The following is a 22,339-nucleotide window of genomic DNA, read 5'->3' as shown; positions in this document are numbered from 1 at the left end:
CCTACCCTGGTCGGGTCATGACTGCTTCGTTCACGCGCCGTTCCCTGCTGTCGCTCGCCGGCGTCGCCGGCATCGGGGTCGCCGTCGCGGCCTGCTCCCGCGGCGACGACACATCGCCGAGTGCGACCGGTCGCGCCGGTGCCGGGTCCAGCGGGACGCCCTCGAACGGGTCGTCGTCGGACGCTCGCCCCGTGGCTTCCTCGATCGAGCCCGCACAGGTGCCGCTCGCCGGCGGTGTGACGGTCACGGTCACGGGATCCGGCCTCGCGGCGGTGCGGGGCGTCACGGTCGGGGGGATCGCGGCGCGTGACGTGCAGGCCTCCGACACGACGGTCACCTTCACGGCGCCGCACCAGGCGATGTACACGGCCGGGTCGGCGGACGTCGCGCTCTTCACGACGACGATCGAGCCGAGCCCGTCGGCGAACCAGTCGTCGGACGGCAACGGCAGCGCGGCGAACGACGGGCAGGCCGGCGCCACCCAGGACCAGGCGACCGCGAGCCCGACGCCGACCGCCGCACCGACGCCGGACGCCTCCTCCGCGGTCGCGACGACGTCGGTGGCGTACGCGGCGCTCACCGCGGTCGACCGGCAGCTCGAGTACGCGATGCGGTACTGGAAGGACTACAACCTCGCCGAGTACGGCACGATGAACCCGATCGGCGGGGACTGCGCGAACTACGTCAGCCAGACGCTGATCGCCCGCGGGTGGCAGCAGCGCGATGACTGGTACAGCCGGTCCGCCGGCGCGCAGCACAGTGCGACGTGGACCTACTGCCCGGCCATGGACCCGTGGATGACGAAGAACGCCGCGACGTTCGGGTTGACCCGCCGGTCCCTCGACGAGCGCAGCAAGGTCAAGGTCGGCGACATCGTGTTCTACGACTGGAACGACAACCAGTCGCCCGACCACGTGACCATCGTGTCCGAGGTCTTCACCGAGCCGGACGGCACGGTCCGCATCAAGTCGGCGAGCCACAACCAGGACGGGCCGTACCGCGACCTCGACGAGATGATCACCGTGCAGCACCCCGGCGGCACGGCCTGGTTCCACACGTTCGACGCGTAGCGCCCGGGCCGCTCAGGGGTAGCCGAGGAACCAGAGCAGCACGACCGCGACGGCCTGCAGGCCCACGCCGGCGACCAGCCACGCGACGGTCCGCCGTCGTGTCCCCGTGAACACGTCCGCCCCGAGCAACGGGGCCGTCGGCATGAGCAACCGCGGCAGGCTCTGCTGCGGCAGGAACACCGCCACCAGGTAGAGCGCGTACGCGGCCGTGAACGAGACGACGTCGAAGCCGAGTGCGCGGACGCCCCGACGGGTCCAGAACCACACCGCACCCGCGAGCACGACCACCACGAGCACGACCCCGCCCGCCCCGAGCCACGTCGACGCCATCGTGAACCAGGGCGTGAGCGGCGCGAAGTGCTGCCGACCGACGAACCCGACCCACCACGACAGCTCGGTGTCGAGGTACGCGTCCGGCCGCCCGGTCACCGCCGAGGCCACGACCGGCCACGCCAGCCCCGCCACCGCGATCCCGAGGCCCGCGACGACGATCGCCACGGCGTCCCGCACCGGAAGCGCCAGACGCTCCTGCACGAGCCGCACGACCAGGTGCACCGCGAGCGCCACCGCGAGCGCGAGCACCCCCGGCTTCGTGAACGCCGCGACGAGCCCGAGCGGCAGCACGCACCAGTACCGCCGGTGCACCAGGGCGAGCAGGGCGCCGAACAGCAGGAGCAGGAAGGTGCTCTCGGCGTACGCCACCTGCAGCAGGAACCCGGTCGGCGCGAACGCGAACAGCGCGGTCGCCCGCGTCGCCCGGCGGTCGTCGGACACCGCGCGCACCAGCCGCCAGAGCACGACGCACGCTCCCGCCCCGGCGAGGGTGGCGACGAGCACACCGGCCGCCCAGAAGGACCCGCCGACCAGCGGTTGCACCACCCGGGCCAGCGCCGGGAACACCGGCAGGAACGCCCACGGGTTCGGCAGCACGTGCCCGTCGGCGTCGGTCGGCAGCGTCGCCGGGTAGCCGTGCTCCGCGATGGTCCGGTAGAACGAGGCGTCCCACGACCCGAGGAACGACAGGAAGGTCCCCTCGCGGCGGTACGACGCGAACGGCCAGCCGTTCGCCCGGGCGAGCAGCCAGACCGTGAGCAGCAGGACCGTGCTGACCACACGGGAGGCCAGCCACACGGTCAGGGGAGCCGTCCACCCGCGGTGCCGTCCCTCCAGGCCGACCGCGAGCAGGTGACGGACGCGAGCCGGCAGCCCCGGCCGGGAGGCTCGGGTCGTCTCCGCCGGGTCGGTCACCGACCGATCCTCCCACCTCCACCGCGCGGTGCCGGCCCGTGCGCTCCTGTCCGGTCGCCGCACGGGGGCCGCGCCGGTCAGGAACTGTCAGGTCGCGAAGCGTTGCATCGGGCACGTTCCCTGGAAACCATCGACAGGAGGAAATATGCCCTTCATCACCGTCGGCGCCGAGAACGGCCACGACATCGACCTGCACTACGACGACCTCGGCTCCGGCGACCCGGTCGTCCTGATCCACGGCTGGCCGCTCTCCGGCCGCTCGTGGGAGGGCCAGGTCCCCGCGCTCGTCGAGGCCGGCCACCGCGTCATCGCGTACGACCGCCGTGGGTTCGGCCAGTCCTCGCAGCCGTGGGGCGGCTACGACTACGACACCTTCGCCGCGGACCTCGACAAGCTCATCACCGAGCTCGACCTGACGAACGTCACCCTGATCGGGTTCTCGATGGGCGGCGGGGAGCTCGCGCGCTACGTCTCGACCTACGGCACCTCCAAGCTCAAGAAGCTGGTGTTCGCGAGCGCCGTCCCGCCGTACCTGTGGAAGTCGGACGACAACCCCGACGGCGCGGTCGACCAGGACCTCGCCGACTGGTTCTCGAACGGCATCACGGGGGACCGTCCGGCGTTCCTGCACCAGTTCGTCGACATGTTCTACACGCCGGGGGAGTCCGGCGAGCCGATCGTGTCGGCCGACCAGCGCGCCTACGACCTGGCGATCGCCGAGCTCGCGTCGCCGAAGGGCACGCTCGACTGCACGGTGGCGTTCGCCACGACCGACTTCCGCGACGACCTGACGAAGGTCGACGTCCCGACGCTCGTCATCCACGGCGACTCGGACGGCATCGTGCCCTTCGAGGCGTCCGGCAAGCGCACTGCGGCGGCGATCCCGAACGCGCAGACCCACGTCATCGAGGGCGGGCCGCACGGCGTGCTGGCCTCGCACACGGACGAGTGGAACGAGGCGGTCCTGCGCTTCCTGGCGTCCTGACCTCTTCCCGTCCGTCTCTCGCACGACGCAACGTCGGCGGCTCCTCGCAGCGGTACAGCGCTGCGCGGAGTCGCCCACGTTGCGTTCCGCGGGACCGGGACCGGGACCGGGCCCGCGACTGCGCCCGGGTCTCAGCGCCCGGTGACCGCCGCGCGGATGCGCTCGATCGGGACCTTCGGGGTGCGATCGGCGTGCAGCAGCCCGTTCGTCTCCTGCACGGTGTCCGTCAGCTGCGTCCAGCACGAGCCGGCCAGGAACGCACTCGCCCGGACCCCGTCGTAGAGCGCCGTGATGCGCGCCACCCAGTCGTCGCCGTCGACCGCCGAGGTGTAGCCCCACCCGTCCTCGCGCTTCGCGCCGGGCTGGAAGTCCACGCCGCCGAACTCCGTGAGCATGACCGGCTGGCCCTCGTCCACCGCGCCGCCGACCAGGATCCGCCGGTCGGCCGGACCGCGTCCGCCGAGCAGCGCCGTGCGTGCTGCGTCGTCGGCGTAGGTCGCTGCGAGTCGGGCACCGTCGCCCTCGTAGTCGTGCACGGTGACGATGTCCGAGTTCGTGTGCTCCCACCCGTCGTTCGAGATCACCGGACGGGTGGGGTCGAGCGCCCGGGTGACGTCGGCGAGCGACCGGGCGTAGGCCTGCTGCGCGGGGTCGGTCGCGACGTGCTGCACGCCCCAGCTCTCGTTCGCCGGCACCCAGGTGACGATCGACGGGTGCGAGGCGTCGCGCTCGACGGCGTCCATCCACTCCCGCACCAGTCGCTGCACGGCGAGCGGGGAGAACGCGTACGCGCCGGGTGCCTCGCCCCAGACGAGCAGCCCGAGCCGGTCCGCCCAGTACAGGAACCGCGGGTCCTCGATCTTCTGGTGGTTCCGTGCGGCGGTGAACCCGAGCTCCTTGATGAGCTCGACCTCCCGGCGGAGTGCCTGCCGTGACGGCGCCGCCAGGTGCGACTCCGGCCAGTAGCCCTGGTTGAGCACGCTCCGGACGTCGTACGCGCGGCCGTTCAGCAGGAAGGCCCCGCCGTCGGTGCCCACGGTGCGGACGCCGAAGTAGCTCGAGACGGCGTCGATGGGCTCGGGTCCCTCGGCGGGGAGCAGGCTGACGACGGCGTCCACCAGGCGCGGGGTCTCGGGCGACCAGACGAGTTCGTCCTCGGCCTGGCCGTTCTGCTGCCGGGCGACCGGCACGACGACCTCGACCTCGTGCGCGTGCACCGGGACGACGGCCTCGACCGTGGCGAGGTCCTCGTCGCCCTCGTGCCAGCGCGCGGCGACCCGGACGCGCGCGCCGGCGGGGCGCTCGCCGGAGAGCCGCACGGTGAGGCGCATCGTCGCGTGGTCGACGTTGGTCCAGCGCAGGCCCGCGATCGACGCCGTCGGGACGGCCTCGAGCCACACCGTCTGCCAGATCCCGGTGGTCCGGCGGTACCAGATCGCGTGCGGGTGCTCGTGCCAGTCCTGCTTGCCGCGCGGCTGGGTGACGTCGTGCGGGTCGTCCTCGGCACGGACGACCAGGGTGTGCGCCGAGTCCGGGTCGGCGCCGAGGGCCTCGGTCACGTCGAGCGTGAAGGGGGTGTGTCCACCCTCGTGCTCGCCGATGAACTGCCCGTCCACCCAGATCCGCGCGCGGTGGTCGACGGCGCCGAAGTGCAGCAGGAGCCGCGGTGCCGCGTCGCCGTACCCGGCGGCGTCGAGCTCGGCCCGGGTGATCGTCCGGGCGTACCAGACCACGGGGTGGAACCCGGGCTCGTCGATGCCCGACGCCGGCGACTCGGGCGGGAACGGCACCACGATGTCCCGCGCGTCGGGGAACCCGGTGCGCCACGCCGGGTCGTCGCCCGTGTTCCGGAACGACCACGTCCCGTCGAGGTCGGCCCACGCCCCGCGGAGCATCTGCGGGCGCGGGTACGTGCCGTCCTGGTCGGACGCGCGGGGGAGTCCCGAGGGCGGACGGAGCGGGGACAGTGGGGCGGCGACCATGCCGTCGAGCGTGCTCATGCGACCATGCTCGTGGTTCTGTACATCGTTGTAAAGCCCCTCGGCGCAGCGCCGCTCGCCCGTCCCGGGACGCGTCCCGGCACCGGCGCGTACCGTTCGCTGCATGAGCGCCGAGGCACCCGAGCACGTCGACGACCGCACGCTGGAGGGCTGGATCGCACGCCAGCGCTGGTACGCCGCGAAGGGCGGGACCCCGGCGCTGCGCACCATCGCCGAGACCGACGGCACCCGGCTCGTGCTCGACGACGCCGCGACCGGTGTCGTGCTCTACCAGGTGCCCGTCGCGGCCGGGGGCGCGCCGGGCGCCGATCCCGTCGACGCCACCACCGACACCGACTGGGTGCAGCAGCTCGCCGCGCGCATCGACGCCGACCCCGAGAGCCTCCGACCGATCGGCGAGGTCACCGCGTCCCGGGTCCTCGCCGGCGAGCAGTCCAACACCTCGGTCATCTGCGACACCGCGTCCGGCGACCAGGTCATCGTCAAGGTCTTCCGAGTCCTGCACCACGGCGACAACCCCGACGTCACCACGCAGCTCGCACTCTCCGCCGCGGGCAGCACGCGCGTCCCGACGGTGTACGGCGCGCAGCGCGCGACGTGGCCCGACCCCGGCCGCCCCGACGGCACGGCCACCGGACACCTCGCGTTCGCGCAGGAGTTCCTGCCCGGGCTCGAGGACGCCTGGCGCGTCGCCCTCCGCGACGCCCGGACCGGCACCCCGTGGGGCGAGCAGGCCGCCGCGCTCGGCGAGGCGCTCGCCGAGGTGCACCGCACGCTCGCCACCGCGCTGCCGACCGAGCCCGCCGTCGCGTCCCGCCGCGACGCCGCGATCGCCACGATGCGGGCCCGTCTCGACGCCGCCGTCCGCGAGGCCCCGACCGTCGAACCGCACGTCGACGCGATCCGAGCGGTGTACGACCGTGCGGCCGTCTCGCACTGGCCGGACCTGCAGCGCATCCACGGCGACCTGCACCTCGGCCAGGTGCTCGCTGCGCCGGAGCCCCGCGGGTGGGTGTTCCTGGACTTCGAGGGGGAGCCGCTCCGGCCGCTCGCCGAGCGGTCGCTGCCCGACTCGACGCTCCGTGACGTCGCGGGGATGCTCCGGTCCTTCGACTACGTCGCGGGCGCGCTCGCGCACGACGCCGAGTTCGTCGACGCCGGTGTCTGGGCCCGGGGAGCCCGCGAGGCGTTCCTCGACGGCTACCGCCGCGGCACCGGGGGCGACCTGGTCGAGCACCGCGCGCTGCTCGACGCCTTCGAGCTCGACAAGGCCGTCTACGAGGTGGTCTACGAGACGCGGAACCGTCCGGACTGGGCCGGCATCCCGCTGGCCGCGGTCGCACGCCTGGCCGCCGACGCCGCCTGATCCGTCCGGCGTGACCCATCGACGGACGGGAGGCGCGGTGCCGGCGGGCACCGCGCCTCCCGTCCGTCACGTGGTGACGTCGGCCGACGTCGTCAGTTGACGGGTCCCGTGTACTTCTCGCCCGGTCCCCCGCCCGGCGCGTCCGGGATGCTCGACGCCTCGCGGAAGGCGAGCTGCACCGAGCGCAGGCCGTCGCGGAGCGGACGGGCGTGGTGGTCGCCGATCTCCGTCGCGGCCGCCGTGACGAGCCCGGCCAGCGCGGTGATGAGCTTCCGCGCCTCGTCCAGGTCGGTCTGCTCCTGCGGGTCGTCCGCCAGGCCCACCTTCACGGCGGCCGCGCTGAGCAGGTGCACCGCGACGGTGTTGATGAGCTCGACCGCGGGGACTTCGGCGATGTCGCGGGCCTCGTCGGTCCCGGTGGGCTCGTCCTGCGGGGTGTCGGTCTCGGGGGTGTCGGGCACGGTGCTCCTCTGCTAGACTCGTCGGCGGCAGATGCTGTCCGCGTGCCCCGGAACGTGTTCCAGGTGTTCGAACGGCGTCGTAGAAGAGGAGTCTCTCCCACCCGCGGCCGTGCACCACAGGCTACCGGGTCCCAACCGCTCCACCGGCGTCCGCGCCGGTCGGTCGTCCCGCACGGGGCGGCGTCGGGCGGCTGCCGAACGGGTTCCGATCCGTGCGTCAGATCTCCTCTCTCGTGCCGTCGTCCAGGGCAACAGCCCCGGACGGCCACCACCTGATTGAAGGAGCTCCGCATTCCCGATCCCCGCACCAACGACCGAATCCGCGTTCCCGAGGTCCGACTCGTCGGCCCCCAGGGTGAGCAGGTCGGCGTTGTCCCGATCGCCATGGCCCTGCGTCTCGCGCAGGAAGCCGAACTGGATCTGGTCGAGGTCGCCCCGAACTCGAAGCCGCCCGTGGCCAAGATCATGGACTACGGCAAGTTCAAGTACGAGGCAGCGCAGAAGGCCAAGGAAGCGCGTCGCAACCAGGTGAACACGGACCTCAAGGAGGTCCGGTTCCGCCTGAAGATCGACACGCACGACTACGAGACCAAGCGCAAGCGCGCCGAGGGCTTCCTCCTCGGCGGCGACAAGGTGAAGGCGATGATCCTCTTCCGTGGTCGCGAGCAGTCGCGTCCGGAGCAGGGCGTCCGTCTCCTCCAGAAGTTCGCGGAGGAGATCGCCGAGTTCGGCGTCGTCGAGTCGCGTCCGACCCAGGACGGCCGCAACATGACGATGATCATCGCCCCCCTCAAGAACAAGTCCGACGTCAAGGGCGAGCAGAACGCGAAGCGTGCTGCGCAGAAGGCCGAGCGTCGTGCGTCGGAGCACGCGGCGAAGGGCAAGGAGGCCGACGAGGCCACCGAGTCCGCGCCGGCGGAGACCTCCGCCGAGTAGGTCCCTCCGGACCACCGCGCGCAGCGCTCCCACCGCAACGGCGCGGCCCACCCACCCACCCCACGGAAAGGCACCACGATGCCCAAGCAGAAGACCCACTCCGGGTCGAAGAAGCGCTTCAAGGTCACCGGCAGCGGCAAGATCATGAAGCAGCAGGCCGGTATGCGTCACAACCTCGAGGTCAAGAGCGCCAAGCGCAAGGCCCGCCTCAACGAGGACCAGGTCCTCGCCAAGGCCGACGCGAAGAACGTCAAGAAGCTTCTCGGCCACTGAGCCGGCGGAAACGTAAAGGAACAGATCAATGGCACGAGTAAAGAGAGCGGTCAACGCCGCCAAGAAGCGCCGCGTCATCCTCGAGCGCGCCGAGGGCTACCGCGGCCAGCGTTCGCGGCTCTACCGCAAGGCCAAGGAGCAGGTCACCCACTCCCTCGTCTACGCGTACCGGGACCGCCACGCCAAGAAGGGCGAGTTCCGTCGCCTCTGGATCCAGCGCATCAACGCTGCGTCGCGTGCGAACGGCCTGACCTACAACCGCCTCATCCAGGGTCTGAACCTGGCCGGCGTCGAGGTCGACCGTCGCATCCTCGCGGACCTCGCGGTGAACAACCCCGACACGTTCGCGGCGCTCGTCGAGACCGCCAAGAAGGCCCTGCCGGCCGACACCTCGGCCCCGAAGGCCGCGTAGTCACGCCAGCTCCCGAAGCCCCCGCTCCGTCCTCGGAGCGGGGGCTTCGCGCATGCTGCGAGACTGGACCCGTGAGCGAGCTCCTCGAGAACCCCCGTGCCGGACGTGTGAAGGCCGTCGCGGCCCTGGCGAAGAAGGACGTCCGTGCCGACACCGGGCTCTTCCTGCTCGAGGGGCCGCAGGCCGTGCGCGAGGCGATCGAGTACCGTCCCGAGCTCCTGCGGGAGCTGTACGTCACGCCGACGGCAGCCGCCCGCTACGGGCTCGACGACGCACCGGTCGACACGTGGTTCGTCACCGAGCAGGTGCTCGACACGATGGCGGACACCGTCACCCCGCAGGGGGTCGTCGCGGTGTGCCAGCAGTTCCCGACGTCGGTGCGCGAGGTCTTCCCGGACGCCGGACCCGGCCTGGAGGCACGGGGTGCGTCCGCCACGGACGGCGCCCTGCCCGGTCTGGTCGCGATCCTCGAGCAGGTGCGGGACCCGGGGAACGCGGGCACGATCATCCGCGCCGCCGACGCGGCGGGTGCCGACGCCGTCGTGCTCACCGGGCGGTCGGTCGACCCGTACAACCCGAAGGTGGTGCGCTCGACCACGGGGTCGCTGTTCCACGTGCCGGTCTCGGTCGGGGTGACGCTCGCCGACACGATCGCCCGGGCCGAGGCGCTCGGGTACACGGTCCTCGCCGCCGACGTCTCCGGCGACGACCTGCCGGACGTGCGGGCCGACGGCATGCTCGACGGCCCGACCGCCTGGGTGTTCGGCAACGAGGCCCGCGGACTGACGACGGAGGACCTCGAGCTGGTCGACCGCGCCGTGAAGGTCCCGATCTACGGCCGGGCGGAGTCGATGAACCTGGCGACGGCCGCCTCGGTCTGCCTCTACGAGTCGGCGTTCGCGCAGCGGGTGGCTTCCTCCTCCACAGCGCCCTGAACCGTCCTGCTCCTCCACCGTCCGCGCAGTGCAGGACGGCGGTATCCCGGGGGCCGGTAGGCTTGGGCCTCGTGTCAGAACACCTCGAGATCAGCGAAGCGGCCGTCGCCGACGCGGTCGACCGGGCCCTCGCCGCGGTCCGCGCGACGACGACCGTGGCCGAGCTGAAGCAGGCCCGGGCCGAGCACACCGGCGAGCAGTCGGCGCTCGCGCGGATGAACGCGTCGATGCGCAGCGTGCCGAAGGAGCAGAAGGCAGCGGCTGGCAAGCTCGTCGGCCAGGCGCGCGGTCAGGTGAACGCCGCGATCGCCGAGCACGAGTCCGTCCTGGCCGAGGCCGAGGAGCGCGCCCGGCTCGAGGCCGAGCGGGTCGACGTCACCGCGCTGCCGGTCCGCCGTGCGCCGGGCTCCCGTCACCCGCTCTCGGTCCTCAACGAGACCGTCGCCGACATCTTCGTCGGCATGGGGTGGGAGGTGGCAGAGGGCCCCGAGCTCGAGCACGAGTGGTTCAACTTCGACGCGCTGAACTTCGACCCGGACCACCCCGCGCGGGCGATGGCCGACACGATCTTCGTCGAGCCGGTCGACCGGCACCTGGTCATGCGCACGCACACCTCCCCGGTGCAGGTGCGCTCCCTGCTGTCCCGCGAGCTGCCGCTCTACGTGATCGCCCCGGGCCGCGTGTACCGAGCAGACGAGCTCGACGCCACGCACCTGCCGGTCTTCACCCAGGTCGAGGGCATCGCGATCGACAAGGGCCTGACGATGGCGCACCTGCGCGGCACGCTCGAGCACTTCGCGCGCCAGGTGTTCGGCGCCGAGGCGCAGATCCGCCTCCGCCCCAACTACTTCCCGTTCACCGAGCCCAGCGCCGAGATGGACGTCTGGCAGCCGAACGCCAAGGGCGGCCCGCGGTGGGTCGAGTGGGGCGGCTGCGGCATGGTGAACCCCAACGTCCTGCGTGCGGCCGGCATCGACCCGGACGAGTACCAGGGCTTCGCGTTCGGGATGGGCATCGAGCGGACCCTGCAGTTCCGCAACGGCCTGAACGACATGCGTGACTTCCTCGAGGGCGACATCCGCTTCTCGCAGCAGTTCGGAACGGTGGTCTGATGCGCGTCCCACTCCGCTGGCTCGGCGAGTCCGTCGACCTGCCCGACGACGTCTCCCTCGAGCACGTCCACGCGGCACTCGTGTCGGTGGGCTTCGAGGAAGAGGACGTCCACACCTACGACCTGACCGGACCGATCGTCGTCGGCCGCGTGCTCGAGCGTGAGCCCGAGCCGCAGAAGAACGGCAAGACGATCAACTGGTGCCAGGTCGACGTCGGCGAGGGCGAGCCCCGCGGCATCGTCTGCGGCGCGCACAACTTCGACGTCGGTGACCTCGTCGTCGTCACGCTGCCCGGTGCCGTGCTGCCCGGCCCGTTCCCGATCGCGGCGCGCAAGACCTACGGCCACGTGTCCGACGGCATGATCGCCTCGGCACGCGAGCTCGGGCTCGGCGACGAGCACGACGGCATCCTGCGCTTCGCCGACCTCGGCATGGAGCCCGAGGTCGGGGCGGACGCCATCGCACTGCTCGGCCTCGACGACGCCGCGGTCGAGATCAACGTGACCCCGGACCGCGGCTACGTGATGAGCATGCGCGGTGTCGCCCGCGAGTACGCGCACGCCACCGGCGCGAGCTTCCACGACCCGGTCGAGCGCGTGACGCCCCGCTCGGGCGAGGGCTTCCGCGTCACGATCGACGACCGGGCGCCCGTCCGCGGTCGCGTCGGCGCACACACGTTCGTCACCCGCGTCGTCCGCGGCATCGACCCGACGCAGAAGACACCGGCGTGGATGGTGTCGCGCCTCGCGTTGGCGGGTGTCCGGTCGATCTCGCTGCCCGTCGACATCACGAACTACGTCATGTTCGAGCTCGGCCAGCCGCTGCACGGCTACGACCTCGCGAAGGTCCGCGGCGGCCTCGGTGTGCGTCGCGCGGCGGCGGGGGAGACGCTGAACACGCTCGACGACGCCACCCGCACGCTCGACCCCGAGGACCTCGTCATCACCGACGACGACGGCCCGGTCGGTCTCGCCGGCGTGATGGGCGGTGCCCGCACGGAGATCTCCGCCACGACGACCGACGTGCTGATCGAGGCCGCCGGGTTCGACCAGGTCTCGATCGCCCGGACCGCTCGTCGGCACAAGCTGCCGAGCGAGGCATCGAAGCGCTTCGAACGCGGGGTCGACCCGCTCGTGGCCGAGGCCGCCGCGAACCGTGCCGTCGAGCTCCTCGTCGAGCTCGCGGGCGGGACGGCCGACGCCCTCGGGTCGACGCTCGTCGACTCCGAGCCCCGACCGACGATCACGATGCGTGCGTCCCGACCCGCCGAGCTCGTCGGTGTCGAGTACACCGACGCCGAGGTCATCGACACCCTCCGCGCGATCGGTGCGACGGTCGACGTCGACGGCGAGCTGCTCGTCGTCACGCCGCCGTCCTGGCGGCCGGACCTGACCGACGACACCACGCTGGTGGAAGAGGTCGCCCGCATCGTCGGGTACGACCGCATCCCGAGCGTCCTGCCGATCGCCCCGCCCGGGCGCGGGCTGACCCGGCACCAGCAGGCCCGTCGTCGCGTGTCCGCCGCCCTCGCGGCGCAGGGCCTGGTCGAGGTCGTCACCGCGCCGTTCGTCTCGCAGTCGACGCAGGACGCGTACCCGGGCATCGACGGCGACGGCGGCCCCAGCGTGGTGCTGGCGAACGCGCTGGACAGCGAGCAGTCGCTGCTCCGTCGCAGCGGGATCCCCGCCCTGGTCGACGCCGCGCGTCGCAACGTGTCGCGCGGGCTCGTCGACGTCGCCCTGTACGAGACGTCGCGCGTGTTCCTGCCGACGACGGACGCGCAGCTCGGGACCGACTCCGTGCCGGCGGGCGCGGCTCGTCCCGACCAGGAGACCCTCGCCGCCCTCGACGCGTCGCTCCCGCCCCAGCCGTTCCACGTGTCGGCGCTGCTGACCGGCAACCGGGTCGTGAAGCAGCCCGGGGTGCAGCCGGAGCAGTACGGCATCGCGGACGCGCTCGACGTCGCCCGCGAGGTCGCATGGGCGGTCGGTGTCGAGCTCCGGGTCACCCAGACGGGCCACCCGTCCCTGCACCCGGGGCGTGCGGCTTCGCTGCTCGTGGGCGACACCGTCGTCGGCGTCGCCGGGGAGCTGCTCCCCGTCCTGACCGAGGCCGCGGTGCTCCCGCGCGTGGTCGCCGTCGTCGAGCTCGACCTCGACGCGCTGGTCGCAGCGGCACCGGAGCTCGTCGCGGTCGCCCCGATCGTGTCCTACCCGGCGGCGACGCAGGACCTGTCCCTCGTGGTCGCGGTCGACGTCCCGGCGGGCGACGTGCTCGACGCCGTCCGCGCTGGCGCCGGCGAGCTGCTGGAGTATGCTCGGCTCGTGGACGACTACCGGGGCACGGGCGTGGACGAGGGACAGAAGTCCCTGACGTTCGCCCTGCGCTTCCGTGCCACGGACCGCACGCTGACCGCTGCCGAGGCCTCCGAGGCCCGTGACGGCGCCGTCCGACGTGCCGGCGAGCGATTCGGGGCGACCCTGCGCGACTGATCCACCGGATCACCGCCCGGGGCCGCCGCCTCCGACTCTCTCGACGACCAGTCCGACCAAAGGTGGAACCCATGTCCGTATCCGTCGCCGTGGCGGGAGCCTCCGGCTACGCGGGCGGTGAGCTCCTGCGCGTGCTCGCCGCCCACCCAGAGTTCGACGTCAGGACGGTGACGGCCTTCTCGAACGCCGGGCAGCCGCTCATCGCCACGCAGCCGCACCTGCGGTCGCTGGCGCACCTGACGCTGGTGGAGACGACGGCGGCGAACCTGCGCGGGCACGACGTGGTGTTCCTCGCGCTGCCGCACGGACAGTCGGGCGCGATCACGGCCGAGCTCGACGACGACACCCTGGTCGTCGACTGCGGCGCGGACCACCGGCTCACCGACCCGGCGGCGTGGGACGCGTTCTACGGCGGCGAGTACCACGGCGCGTGGACGTACGGGCTGCCCGAGCTGCTCCACGCGGCTCCTACTCCCGGCACCGCCGACGAGTGGCGTGACGTCGACGACATCACGGGGCTCGGCCGGCAGCGCACGGAGCTCGCCGCGACGAAGCGCATCGCTGTGCCGGGATGCAACGTGACCGCCGTGACCCTCGGCATCCAGCCCGGGGTCCAGGCCGGACTCGTCGAGACGGACGACCTCGTCGCGGTGCTGAGCGTCGGACCGAGCGGCGCCGGCAAGAAGCTCGCGACCACCTACCTGGCGTCGGAGATCATGGGGTCCGCCAGCGCCTACGCGGTCGGGGGCACGCACCGGCACATCCCGGAGATCCAGCAGAACCTCGTCGCTGCGGGGGCCGGTGACGTCCGGATCTCGTTCACGCCCGTCCTCGTCCCGATGGCACGCGGCATCCTCGCGACCACCACGGCACGACTCTCGCCCGGGGTCAGCGCCCGCGACGTGCGGCTCGCCTGGGAACAGGCCTACGCCGACGAGCCCTTCGTGCACCTGCTCCCGGAGGGCGAGTTCCCGCGCACCGCGGACACCGTCGGCGCGAACACGGCGCTCGTCGGCATCGCCGTCGACGAGGCCGCCGGCCGCGTGGTGGCCGTGAGTGCCCTCGACAACCTGGCCAAGGGCACCGCCGGCGCGGCCGTGCAGTCGGCCAACATCGCCCTGGGCTTCCCGGAGACCCTCGGCCTGAGCGTGGACGGAGTCGCACCGTGACCGACGTGACCTCGACGGACCAGGCCGCAGCGGGCCTCCAGGGCGTGACCGCGGCCGCGGGGTTCCGCGCAGCCGGGGTGACCGCCGGACTCAAGGCGAGCGGGAAGCCCGACGTCGCCCTCGTGGTGAACGACGGACCGGACGCCGCGGTGGCGGCGGTCTTCACGAGCAACCGCGCGCAGGCGCACCCGGTGATCTGGTCGCGCCAGGTCGTCGGCGACGGCGTCGCCCGTGCCGTGGTGCTCAACTCCGGCGGCGCGAACTGCTTCACCGGACCGTTCGGCTTCCAGACCACGCACATGACGGCCGAGGCCGTCGCCGATGCACTCAGCATCGGTGCCGGTGACGTCGTCGTCTGCTCGACCGGGCTGATCGGCCGCGGTGACCAGACGTTCCGCGACGGCGTCCTGCGCGGCGTCGACCTCGCGAGCGCTGCGCTGTCGGCGGACGGCGGCCCGGACGCAGCGACCGCGATCATGACGACGGACACGACGCCGAAGCAGTCCGTCGTGACCGAGGACGGCTGGACGGTCGGCGGCATGGCGAAGGGCGCCGGCATGCTGGCACCGGGGCTCGCGACGATGCTCGTGGTGATCACGACCGACGCCGTGCAGACCCCCGACCAGCTCGACCAGGCACTCCGCGCCGCGACCCGGGTGACGTTCGACCGCGTCGACTCGGACGGCTGCATGTCGACGAACGACACGGTCGTGCTGCTGTCGTCCGGTGCCAGCGGGGTCACGCCCGAGGTCGGCGACTTCCAGGAGGCGCTGACCGCGGTCTGCGCCGACCTCGCCCGCCAGCTCCAGCAGGACGCCGAGGGCGCGAGCCACGACATCACGATCGAGGTCACCGGCGCGGTGTCCGAGGACGAGGCCGTCACGGTGGGGCGCAGCGTCGCCCGGAACAACCTGTTCAAGGCCGCCGTGTTCGGCAACGACCCGAACTGGGGCAGGGTGCTCGCGGCGATCGGGACCACCGACGCCGAGTTCGACCCGTACGCGGTCGACGTCAGCATGAACGGCGTCCGTGTCTGCCACGCCGGCGCCCCGGACCGGCCGATCGACGAGGTCGACCTGACCCCGCGCGACACCCACGTCCTGATCGAGCTCGGGGTCGGCGTGCACGCGGCGACGATCCTGACCAACGACCTGACGCACGACTACGTCCACGAGAACAGCGCGTACTCCAGCTGATGAGTGACGACCTGACCAAGGAAGAAGAGCACGAGCTGGCCGCCGTCAAGGCCGCGACGCTCATCGAGTCCCTGCCGTGGCTGAAGCGGTTCTCGGGCAAGACCGTCGTCGTGAAGTTCGGCGGCAACGCGATGGTGAACGACGACCTGAAGCGCGCGTTCGCCGAGGACATGGTCTACCTGCGCTACGCCGGGCTCCACCCGGTCGTCGTGCACGGCGGCGGCCCGCAGATCTCGGCAGCGCTGAAGGAACAGGGCATCGCGTCCGAGTTCCGCGGCGGCTACCGCGTGACGACGACCGAGGCGATCACGGTCGTGCGCGACGTGCTCGCCGGCGAGGTCAACCGCGAGATCGTCGACCTCGTCAACGAGCACGGCGACGGCCTGGCCGTGGGCGTCTTCGGCGACGGGGGCTCGCTGTTCACCGGTGAGAAGAAGGGCGTCGTCGTCGACGGCGAGCACTTCGACCTCGGGCACGTCGGCGACATCACGCACGTCGACCCGTCCGGTGTCCTGGCCGCGATCGAGGCCGGACGCATCCCGATCGTCTCGAGCATCGCGATCGACGACGCCCACCCGGACCAGGCGCTGAACGTCAACGCCGATGCCGCGGCCGGTGCGCTGGCCATCGCACTCGGCGCCGCGAAGCTCATGATGCTGACCGACGTGCCCGGCCTGTACCGCAACTGGCCCGACCGCGACTCGATCATCGACCTCATCGCGGTCGACGAGCTGCGCGAGCTGCTGCCGAGCCTCGAGTCGGGGATGATCCCGAAGATGACCGCGTGCCTCGACGCCGTGGTCGGCGGGGTGGGCGGCGCGACCATCATCGACGGCCGCATCCCGCACTCGATCCTGCTCGAGGTGTTCACCCTGCGGGGCGCTGGCACCGAGGTGATCCCGGACCCGAGCCGCCGCACCGAGAACCAGAACACCCACGCCGAGGTCGGCCGACGGGTGCCCGAGTCCGCAGCGGACCCAGGCCGACACGAAGCGGTCCACGCCACGAGCACGACGCAGAAGGGGAACGAGCAGTGAGCACCGAGACGCAGACCCAGACCTGGAACGACCGGTTCGGGGCGTCGCTCATGCGATCCCTGACCCCGCCGAAGATCATGCTCGACCACGGCCAGGGCTGCCGGGTGTGGGACGTCGACGGCAACGAGTACCTCGACTTCCTCGCGGGCATCGCCGTGAACTCCCTCGGGCACGCCCACCCGGCACTCGTCGAGGCCGTCGCCGACCAGGCCGCGAAGCTCGTGCACGTGTCGAACTACTTCGCGACGCCGCCGCAGCTCGAGCTCGCCGAGCGCCTGAAGCGCATCACCGGGGCCGGCGACGCGGGCCGCGTGTACTTCGGCAACTCGGGCGCCGAGGCGAACGAGGCCGCGTTCAAGCTCGCGCGGCTGAACAAGGGCGCGGACGGTCGGAAGACCCGCATCCTCGCGCTCAAGCAGGGCTTCCACGGCCGGACGATGGGCGCGCTCGCACTCACCGGCAAGCCCGCGCTGCAGGAGGACTTCCTGCCGATGGTCCCCGGTGTCGAGCACATCGACTCGACCGTCGAGTCGCTCGAGGCGGCGATCGACGACACCGTCGCCGCACTGATCCTCGAACCGATCAAGGGCGAGGCCGGCGTGGTCGACCTGCCCGAGGGCTTCCTGCTCGCCGCGCGGCGCCTGACCGAGGAGCACGGTGCGCTGTTCATCCTCGACGAGATCCAGACCGGTGTCGGTCGGACCGGCAACTGGTTCACCTTCCAGGGCCACGGCTTCACCCCGGACGCCGTGACGATCGCGAAGGGCATCGCGGGTGGGTTCCCGATCGGTGCCCTCGTGACCTTCGGCTGGGCATCCGAGCTGTTCTCGGCCGGCCAGCACGGCTCGACCTTCGGCGGCAACCCGCTCGGCACCCGCGTCGCGAACGCGGTGCTCGAGGAGATCGAACGCGCCGACCTGGTCGCCGGCGCGGTCACCAAGGGCGAGCGGATCCGTGCCGGCATCGCCGCCCTCGGCTCTCCGCTGGTGCACGAGGTCCGCGGCACGGGCCTGCTCGTCGGCGTCGGCCTGACCGCCCCGGTCGGCCCGGCCGTCAACGCCGCCGCCCTCGAGCGCGGCCTCATCATCAACGCCCCGAACGAGTCGAGCCTGCGCATCGCACCGCCGCTCATCGTGACCGACGCCGAGATCGACGAGTTCGTGTCGATCCTCGGCCAGAGCCTCGCGGCCGTCGCCGCCGAGCAGGAGACCTCCGCATGACCCGCCACTTCCTCCGCGACGACGACCTGACCCAGGCCGAACAGTCCGCGATCCTCGACCTGGCCGCTCGGATGAAGGGTGACCGCTGGGGCGAGAAGCCGCTGGCCGGCCCGCAGACCGTCGCGGTGATCTTCGACAAGTCGTCGACCCGCACGCGGGTGTCCTTCCACGTCGGGATCTCCGACCTCGGCGGGAGCCCCCTCGTGATCACGACGGCGAACAGCCAGCTCGGCGGCAAGGAGACCCCGTCCGACACCGCCCGGGTACTCGAGCGCATGGTGTCCGCGATCGTCTGGCGCACCTACGCCCAGTCCGGGCTCGAGGAGATGGCGGCGGGCACCCGCGTGCCGGTCGTCAACGCGCTGTCGGACGACTTCCACCCGTGCCAGCTCCTGGCGGACCTGCTCACCATCCGTGAGCACCGCGGCACGCTCGCCGGGCAGACCGTCGCCTTCGTCGGCGACGGCGCGTGCAACATGGCGCACTCGTACCTGCTGGCCGGCGCCACCGCGGGCATGCACGTCCGGGTCGCCGCGCCGGCTGCGTTCAGTCCCGAGCCCCGGGTCGTCGCCGACGCCGAGCGTCGTGCCGCCGAGACCGGTGGGTCCGTCCTGGTCGTCACCGATCCGGTCGCCGCCGTCGCCGGGGCTGACGTCGTGGTCACGGACACGTGGGTGTCGATGGGCAAGGAGGACGAGAAGCAGGCGCGACTCGACACCTTCGCGGGGTACCGCGTCGACGACGAGCTGATGGGGCACGCCGCCGACGACGCCGTGTTCATGCACTGCCTGCCGGCGGACCGCGGGTTCGAGGTGACCGCCGAGGTCATCGACGGGCCGCGGAGCATCATCTGGGACGAGGCAGAGAACCGCCTGCACGCGCAGAAGGCCCTGCTCGCCTGGCTCCTGGCCACGAATGCGACGGGCGGACCGGCCACCGCCAGCGCTCCGGCCACCGCCAGCGCTCCGGCCACCGCCAGCGCTCCGGCCACCGCGACCGCAGCGACCAGCCCGACCGCCTGACCCCGCTCGACAGGAGTCCCGTGACCGACCGCATCGTCGTCGCCTGCTCCGCCGGTGTGGACCCGGCGGCGGCCGTCGAGCACTTCGCCGTCGACCACGAGGTCCTGGCCCTCGTGGTCGACCTCGGCGGTCGCTCGCGCGAGGTCGACGCGGTGCGCGACCGCGCGCGGGTCGCCGGCGCCGTGGACGCCCTGGTGGTCGACGCGAAGACCGAGTACGCCGACCGGTACGTCGTCGGCGCCGTGCAGGCGAACGCCGGCGGTCCCGGTCGACCGCTGGTGCCGGCGCTGCGTCTGCCGGTCGTCGCCGACCACCTGGCCCGGACGGCGCGGCAGCTCGGTGCCGTCGCGGTCGCGCACCTGACGTCCGCGCCGGACGAGGTGGCCCTCACGACGACGGTCGCCGGGTACGACCCCGACCTCCGGGTCCTCCCGGTGCCGACCAGGGTCGTGCCGGTCGGCGGTACCGAGCACGACGTCTGGGGCCGCCTGGTCGCCGAACCCGATCCCGAGGACCCGTGGGCTGCGGTCGACGCGGCGGCCTGGGCGCGGACCGCGGACCCGGCCGCGCAGCCGGACCCCGAACCCGACGAGGTCACCGTGACCTTCGAGCACGGTGTCCCGGTCGCCCTCGACGGGCAGCGCTTCCCGGTCCTGCGCCTCCTGCGCGAGCTCGACGCCCTCGCCGGCCGCCACGGCATCGGTCGCCACGACCTCGTCGTCGACCTGCTCGACGGCCGCAAGGCCAGGCGCCTCGCCGAGACCCCTGGGGCAACCGCGCTCGTGGCGGCACACCGGGACCTCGAACGCATCACCCTCGAACGCGAGGTGCTACGCGTCAAGGACGGCGTGGACCGCGAGTGGGCGGACCTGGTCGAGGGCGGTCGGTGGGCGAGCGGGCTCCGCCGCGCGCTCGACGCCTTCGTCGAGCAGACGCAGCGGCACGTCTCGGGCGACGTGCGGCTCCGGCTGCACGGCGGGGTCGCCGCCGTCACCGGGCGCCGGTCGGAGCAGAGCCTGCTCGACTTCGAGCTCGCGAGCGGCCCGACCTCCGGGAGCCCGTCGTTCGCGGACGCCCGGGCACGACCGACGCGGACGGCCCTGCGCCGAGACCGCGCGAACTGACTCCGCACCAGCACCACGACGCACGAGCTCCACGACGCACCGGCACCACGGAGCACCGCCCCGCCGATGCCGCACCACCGACCAGCACCCCCTCCCAGGCAGGACGACATGACCGACGCGACGCAGCCCAGCAAGACCGACGCCACGAACACGGGCGCCCTCTGGGGTGGCCGCTTCGCCGACGGCCCCAGCGCCGAACTCGCCGCGCTGTCCCGGTCGACGCAGTTCGACTGGCAGCTCGCCCCGTACGACATCGCCGGGTCGCGTGCCCACGCCCGGGCCCTGCAGGCCGCGGGCTACCTGACCGAGGACGAGCTGGAGCGCATGACCGCCGGCCTCGACCGCCTGGCCGACGCGCACGCGACGGGCGCGTTGCAGCCGGACGACTCCGACGAGGACGTCCACGGTGCCCTCGAGCGCCTGCTCATCGCCGACCTCGGACCGGAACTCGGCGGGAAGCTCCGGGCCGGTCGGAGCCGCAACGACCAGATCGCCACCCTGGGCCGCATGCACATGCTCGACCACGGTCGGCGGATCGGGCGGCTCGTCATCGACCTCGTCGACGCGATCTCCCAGCAGGCCAGCGAGCACCCCGCGGCGATCATGCCCGGTCGCACCCACCTGCAGCACGCCCAGCCGGTGCTCCTCGCTCACCACCTCCTCGCGCACGCCTGGCCGCTCGTCCGCGACCTCGAGCGGCTCCGCGACTGGGCCGACCGTGCGAGCGTCAGCCCCTACGGCGCCGGAGCCCTGGCGGGCAGCTCGCTCGGACTCGACCCGGCGACGATCGCCCGCGAGCTCGGCTTCGCGCGGCCCGCGGACAACTCGATCGACGCCACGGCCGCCCGTGACGTCGTCGCCGAGTTCGCGTTCGTCCTCGCGCAGATCGGCATCGACGTCTCCCGTCTGGCCGAGGAGGTCATCCTCTGGAACACGAAGGAGTTCGGCTTCGTCCGGCTCCACGACGCCTTCTCGACCGGGTCGAGCATCATGCCGCAGAAGAAGAACCCGGACATCGCCGAGCTCGCGCGCGGCAAGTCGGGTCGACTCGTCGGCAACCTCACGGGCCTCCTCACGACGCTCAAGGGCCTCCCGCTCGCGTACAACCGCGACCTGCAGGAGGACAAGGAACCGGTCTTCGACTCGGTCGCCCAGCTCGAGGTGCTGCTCCCGGCCTTCACCGGGATGGTCGCGACGCTGACCTTCGACACCGAGCGGATGGCCGAGCTCGCACCGCAGGGCTTCTCGCTCGCGACCGACGTCGCCGAGTGGCTGGTCCGGCAGGGCGTGCCCTTCCGCGACGCCCACGAGATCTCGGGCGCGCTGGTCCGGTACTGCGAGGAACACGACCTCGAGCTCGACGAGCCAGGCGACGACGAGTACCGCGCCGTGTCCGAGCACCTCACCCCCGAGGTCCGCGGGGTCCTCACGATCGAGGGCAGCGTCGCGTCCCGTGCCGGTGTCGGCGGCACGGCGCCGGACCGCGTCGCGGAGCAGCTCGCCGCCCTGACCCGCCGCGTCCACGACCTGGCCGAGGGCGCACCCTTCACCCGATGACCGACGGGCTGCGTGCGCTCCTGGCCGAGCCCGCCCCGGTCTGCGCCCCGGCACTGCTCGGTGCGACGATCGCGGGGCGCGGCGTGACGCTGCGCATCACCGAGGTCGAGGCGTACTGGGGCCCGACCGACCCGGGCTCGCACGGCCACCGCGGCCCGACACCACGCAACCGGCACCTCTTCGGGCCGCCGGGAACGCTCTACGCGTACCGCTCGTACGGCATCCACACCTGCGTCAACGTGGTGAGCGGGCCGGCGGGCACCTCGTCCGGCTCGCTGCTGCGCGCCGCCGAGGTGGTCGACGGCATCGAGGTGGCCCGGGCGCGCCGCGGCCCGTCCGTCACGGACCTCGCCCTGGCCCGGGGCCCCGGCAACCTCGGGCAGGCCCTCGGCGCCGTGCTCGGCGAGGACGACGGGACCTCGCTCCTCGACGGGTCCGGACCGTTCCGGCTCACGCTCGCACCCGGCCTGGAGGCGCGGCTCACCACCGCCGGCCCGGCCGACGTGGTCGCGGAGCTGCTCCGCGAGACGGTGGCCGGTCCCGCGGGCGCGGCTCCGGTCCGGCGGATCTCCGTCGGACCGCGCACCGGCGTCGCCGGTGTCGCCGGTGGGGCGACGTTCCCCTGGCGCTCCTGGTCGACCGGTGACCCGACGGTCTCGGCGTACCGACGGCACCAGCGCGTGGTCGACTGACGGGGTGGGCCGCGCCTCCCGGCCGTCGCCAC

20 protein-coding genes are annotated in these 22,339 nt (G+C 72.7%); 17 read left to right on the top strand and 3 right to left on the bottom strand.

The features are described 5' to 3' along the window. Positions 1-17 precede the first annotated feature (17 nt). The gene (locus C1N91_RS14200) at positions 18-1,070 is read left to right on the top strand and encodes an amidase domain-containing protein (protein WP_175416043.1); all 1,053 of its coding nucleotides are present in this window, start codon (positions 18-20) and stop codon (positions 1,068-1,070) included. Positions 1,071-1,082: 12 nt separating this feature from the next. On the opposite strand, the gene C1N91_RS14195 is transcribed toward C1N91_RS14200, so the two are convergent. After that, positions 1,083-2,318, bottom strand: a complete 1,236-nt coding sequence (locus C1N91_RS14195) for a hypothetical protein (RefSeq protein WP_175416042.1) — start codon at positions 2,316-2,318, stop codon at positions 1,083-1,085. 145 nt (positions 2,319-2,463) lie between these two features. On the opposite strand from C1N91_RS14195, the gene C1N91_RS14190 reads away from it, so the two are divergent. Further along, positions 2,464-3,303 (top strand): alpha/beta fold hydrolase, encoded by an 840-nt coding sequence (locus C1N91_RS14190; protein ID WP_137768247.1) that lies wholly within the window; start codon positions 2,464-2,466, stop codon positions 3,301-3,303. A gap of 131 nt (positions 3,304-3,434) precedes the next feature. Here the strand turns inward: C1N91_RS14190 and C1N91_RS14185 are convergent, their stop codons facing one another. Beyond that, positions 3,435-5,303, bottom strand: coding sequence for a glycoside hydrolase family 2 protein (locus C1N91_RS14185; RefSeq protein WP_137768246.1), 1,869 nt, complete (start codon positions 5,301-5,303; stop codon positions 3,435-3,437). Between the two features lie 103 nt (positions 5,304-5,406). Here C1N91_RS14185 and C1N91_RS14180 point away from each other — a divergent pair, with 103 nt between their 5' ends. Beyond that, positions 5,407-6,669 (top strand): phosphotransferase, encoded by a 1,263-nt coding sequence (locus tag C1N91_RS14180; protein WP_137768245.1) that lies wholly within the window; start codon positions 5,407-5,409, stop codon positions 6,667-6,669. Between the two features lie 92 nt (positions 6,670-6,761). On the opposite strand, the gene C1N91_RS14175 is transcribed toward C1N91_RS14180, so the two are convergent. Then, positions 6,762-7,130: a DUF1844 domain-containing protein gene (locus C1N91_RS14175; protein WP_137768244.1), complete on the bottom strand. Its 369-nt coding sequence runs from the start codon at positions 7,128-7,130 to the stop codon at positions 6,762-6,764. Positions 7,131-7,406: 276 nt separating this feature from the next. On the opposite strand from C1N91_RS14175, the gene infC reads away from it, so the two are divergent. The 14 genes from infC (at position 7,407) to C1N91_RS14105 (ending at position 22,307) form a co-directional block, all read left to right on the top strand. Beyond that, on the top strand, positions 7,407-8,066 hold the full coding sequence (gene infC, locus C1N91_RS14170) for a translation initiation factor IF-3 (RefSeq protein WP_082687698.1): 660 nt from the start codon (positions 7,407-7,409) through the stop codon (positions 8,064-8,066). 78 nt (positions 8,067-8,144) lie between these two features. Further along, on the top strand, positions 8,145-8,339 hold the full coding sequence (gene rpmI, locus C1N91_RS14165; protein WP_022903519.1) for a 50S ribosomal protein L35: 195 nt from the start codon (positions 8,145-8,147) through the stop codon (positions 8,337-8,339). Between the two features lie 28 nt (positions 8,340-8,367). After that, complete coding sequence (rplT, locus tag C1N91_RS14160) at positions 8,368-8,751, top strand: 50S ribosomal protein L20 (protein WP_058730008.1); 384 nt, start codon at positions 8,368-8,370, stop codon at positions 8,749-8,751. A gap of 71 nt (positions 8,752-8,822) precedes the next feature. Beyond that, positions 8,823-9,686, top strand: coding sequence for a TrmH family RNA methyltransferase (locus tag C1N91_RS14155; protein ID WP_137768243.1), 864 nt, complete (start codon positions 8,823-8,825; stop codon positions 9,684-9,686). A 71-nt stretch (positions 9,687-9,757) separates the two neighbouring features. Continuing rightward, positions 9,758-10,798: a phenylalanine--tRNA ligase subunit alpha gene (gene pheS / locus C1N91_RS14150; protein ID WP_137768242.1), complete on the top strand. Its 1,041-nt coding sequence runs from the start codon at positions 9,758-9,760 to the stop codon at positions 10,796-10,798. After that, positions 10,798-13,290 (top strand): phenylalanine--tRNA ligase subunit beta, encoded by a 2,493-nt coding sequence (pheT, locus tag C1N91_RS14145; protein WP_137768241.1) that lies wholly within the window; start codon positions 10,798-10,800, stop codon positions 13,288-13,290. Before pheS ends, pheT begins: the two co-directional genes overlap by 1 nt. 71 nt (positions 13,291-13,361) lie before the next feature. Continuing rightward, positions 13,362-14,459: an N-acetyl-gamma-glutamyl-phosphate reductase gene (locus C1N91_RS14140; protein ID WP_137768240.1), complete on the top strand. Its 1,098-nt coding sequence runs from the start codon at positions 13,362-13,364 to the stop codon at positions 14,457-14,459. Continuing rightward, positions 14,456-15,655: a bifunctional glutamate N-acetyltransferase/amino-acid acetyltransferase ArgJ gene (gene argJ / locus C1N91_RS14135; protein ID WP_175416041.1), complete on the top strand. Its 1,200-nt coding sequence runs from the start codon at positions 14,456-14,458 to the stop codon at positions 15,653-15,655. The genes C1N91_RS14140 and argJ overlap by 4 nt, the downstream gene beginning before the upstream one ends. Beyond that, positions 15,655-16,692, top strand: a complete 1,038-nt coding sequence (gene argB, locus C1N91_RS14130; RefSeq protein WP_175416040.1) for an acetylglutamate kinase — start codon at positions 15,655-15,657, stop codon at positions 16,690-16,692. The genes argJ and argB overlap by 1 nt, the downstream gene beginning before the upstream one ends. Further along, positions 16,689-17,912 (top strand): acetylornithine transaminase, encoded by a 1,224-nt coding sequence (locus tag C1N91_RS14125; RefSeq protein WP_137768239.1) that lies wholly within the window; start codon positions 16,689-16,691, stop codon positions 17,910-17,912. Before argB ends, C1N91_RS14125 begins: the two co-directional genes overlap by 4 nt. Next, positions 17,909-18,934 (top strand): ornithine carbamoyltransferase, encoded by a 1,026-nt coding sequence (gene argF / locus C1N91_RS14120; protein WP_137768238.1) that lies wholly within the window; start codon positions 17,909-17,911, stop codon positions 18,932-18,934. The genes C1N91_RS14125 and argF overlap by 4 nt, the downstream gene beginning before the upstream one ends. Before the next feature lie 20 nt (positions 18,935-18,954). Continuing rightward, the gene (locus tag C1N91_RS14115; protein WP_137768237.1) at positions 18,955-20,058 is read left to right on the top strand and encodes an argininosuccinate synthase domain-containing protein; all 1,104 of its coding nucleotides are present in this window, start codon (positions 18,955-18,957) and stop codon (positions 20,056-20,058) included. Positions 20,059-20,166: 108 nt separating this feature from the next. Beyond that, positions 20,167-21,615, top strand: coding sequence for an argininosuccinate lyase (gene argH, locus C1N91_RS14110; RefSeq protein WP_137768236.1), 1,449 nt, complete (start codon positions 20,167-20,169; stop codon positions 21,613-21,615). Next, the gene (locus C1N91_RS14105) at positions 21,612-22,307 is read left to right on the top strand and encodes a DNA-3-methyladenine glycosylase (protein ID WP_137768235.1); all 696 of its coding nucleotides are present in this window, start codon (positions 21,612-21,614) and stop codon (positions 22,305-22,307) included. Before argH ends, C1N91_RS14105 begins: the two co-directional genes overlap by 4 nt. Positions 22,308-22,339: the final 32 nt, after the last annotated feature.

It is taken from the genome of Curtobacterium sp. SGAir0471 (assembly GCF_005490985.1).
GTDB lineage: Bacteria > Actinomycetota > Actinomycetes > Actinomycetales > Microbacteriaceae > Curtobacterium.
This window is presented reverse-complemented; position numbering and strand designations above follow the sequence as displayed.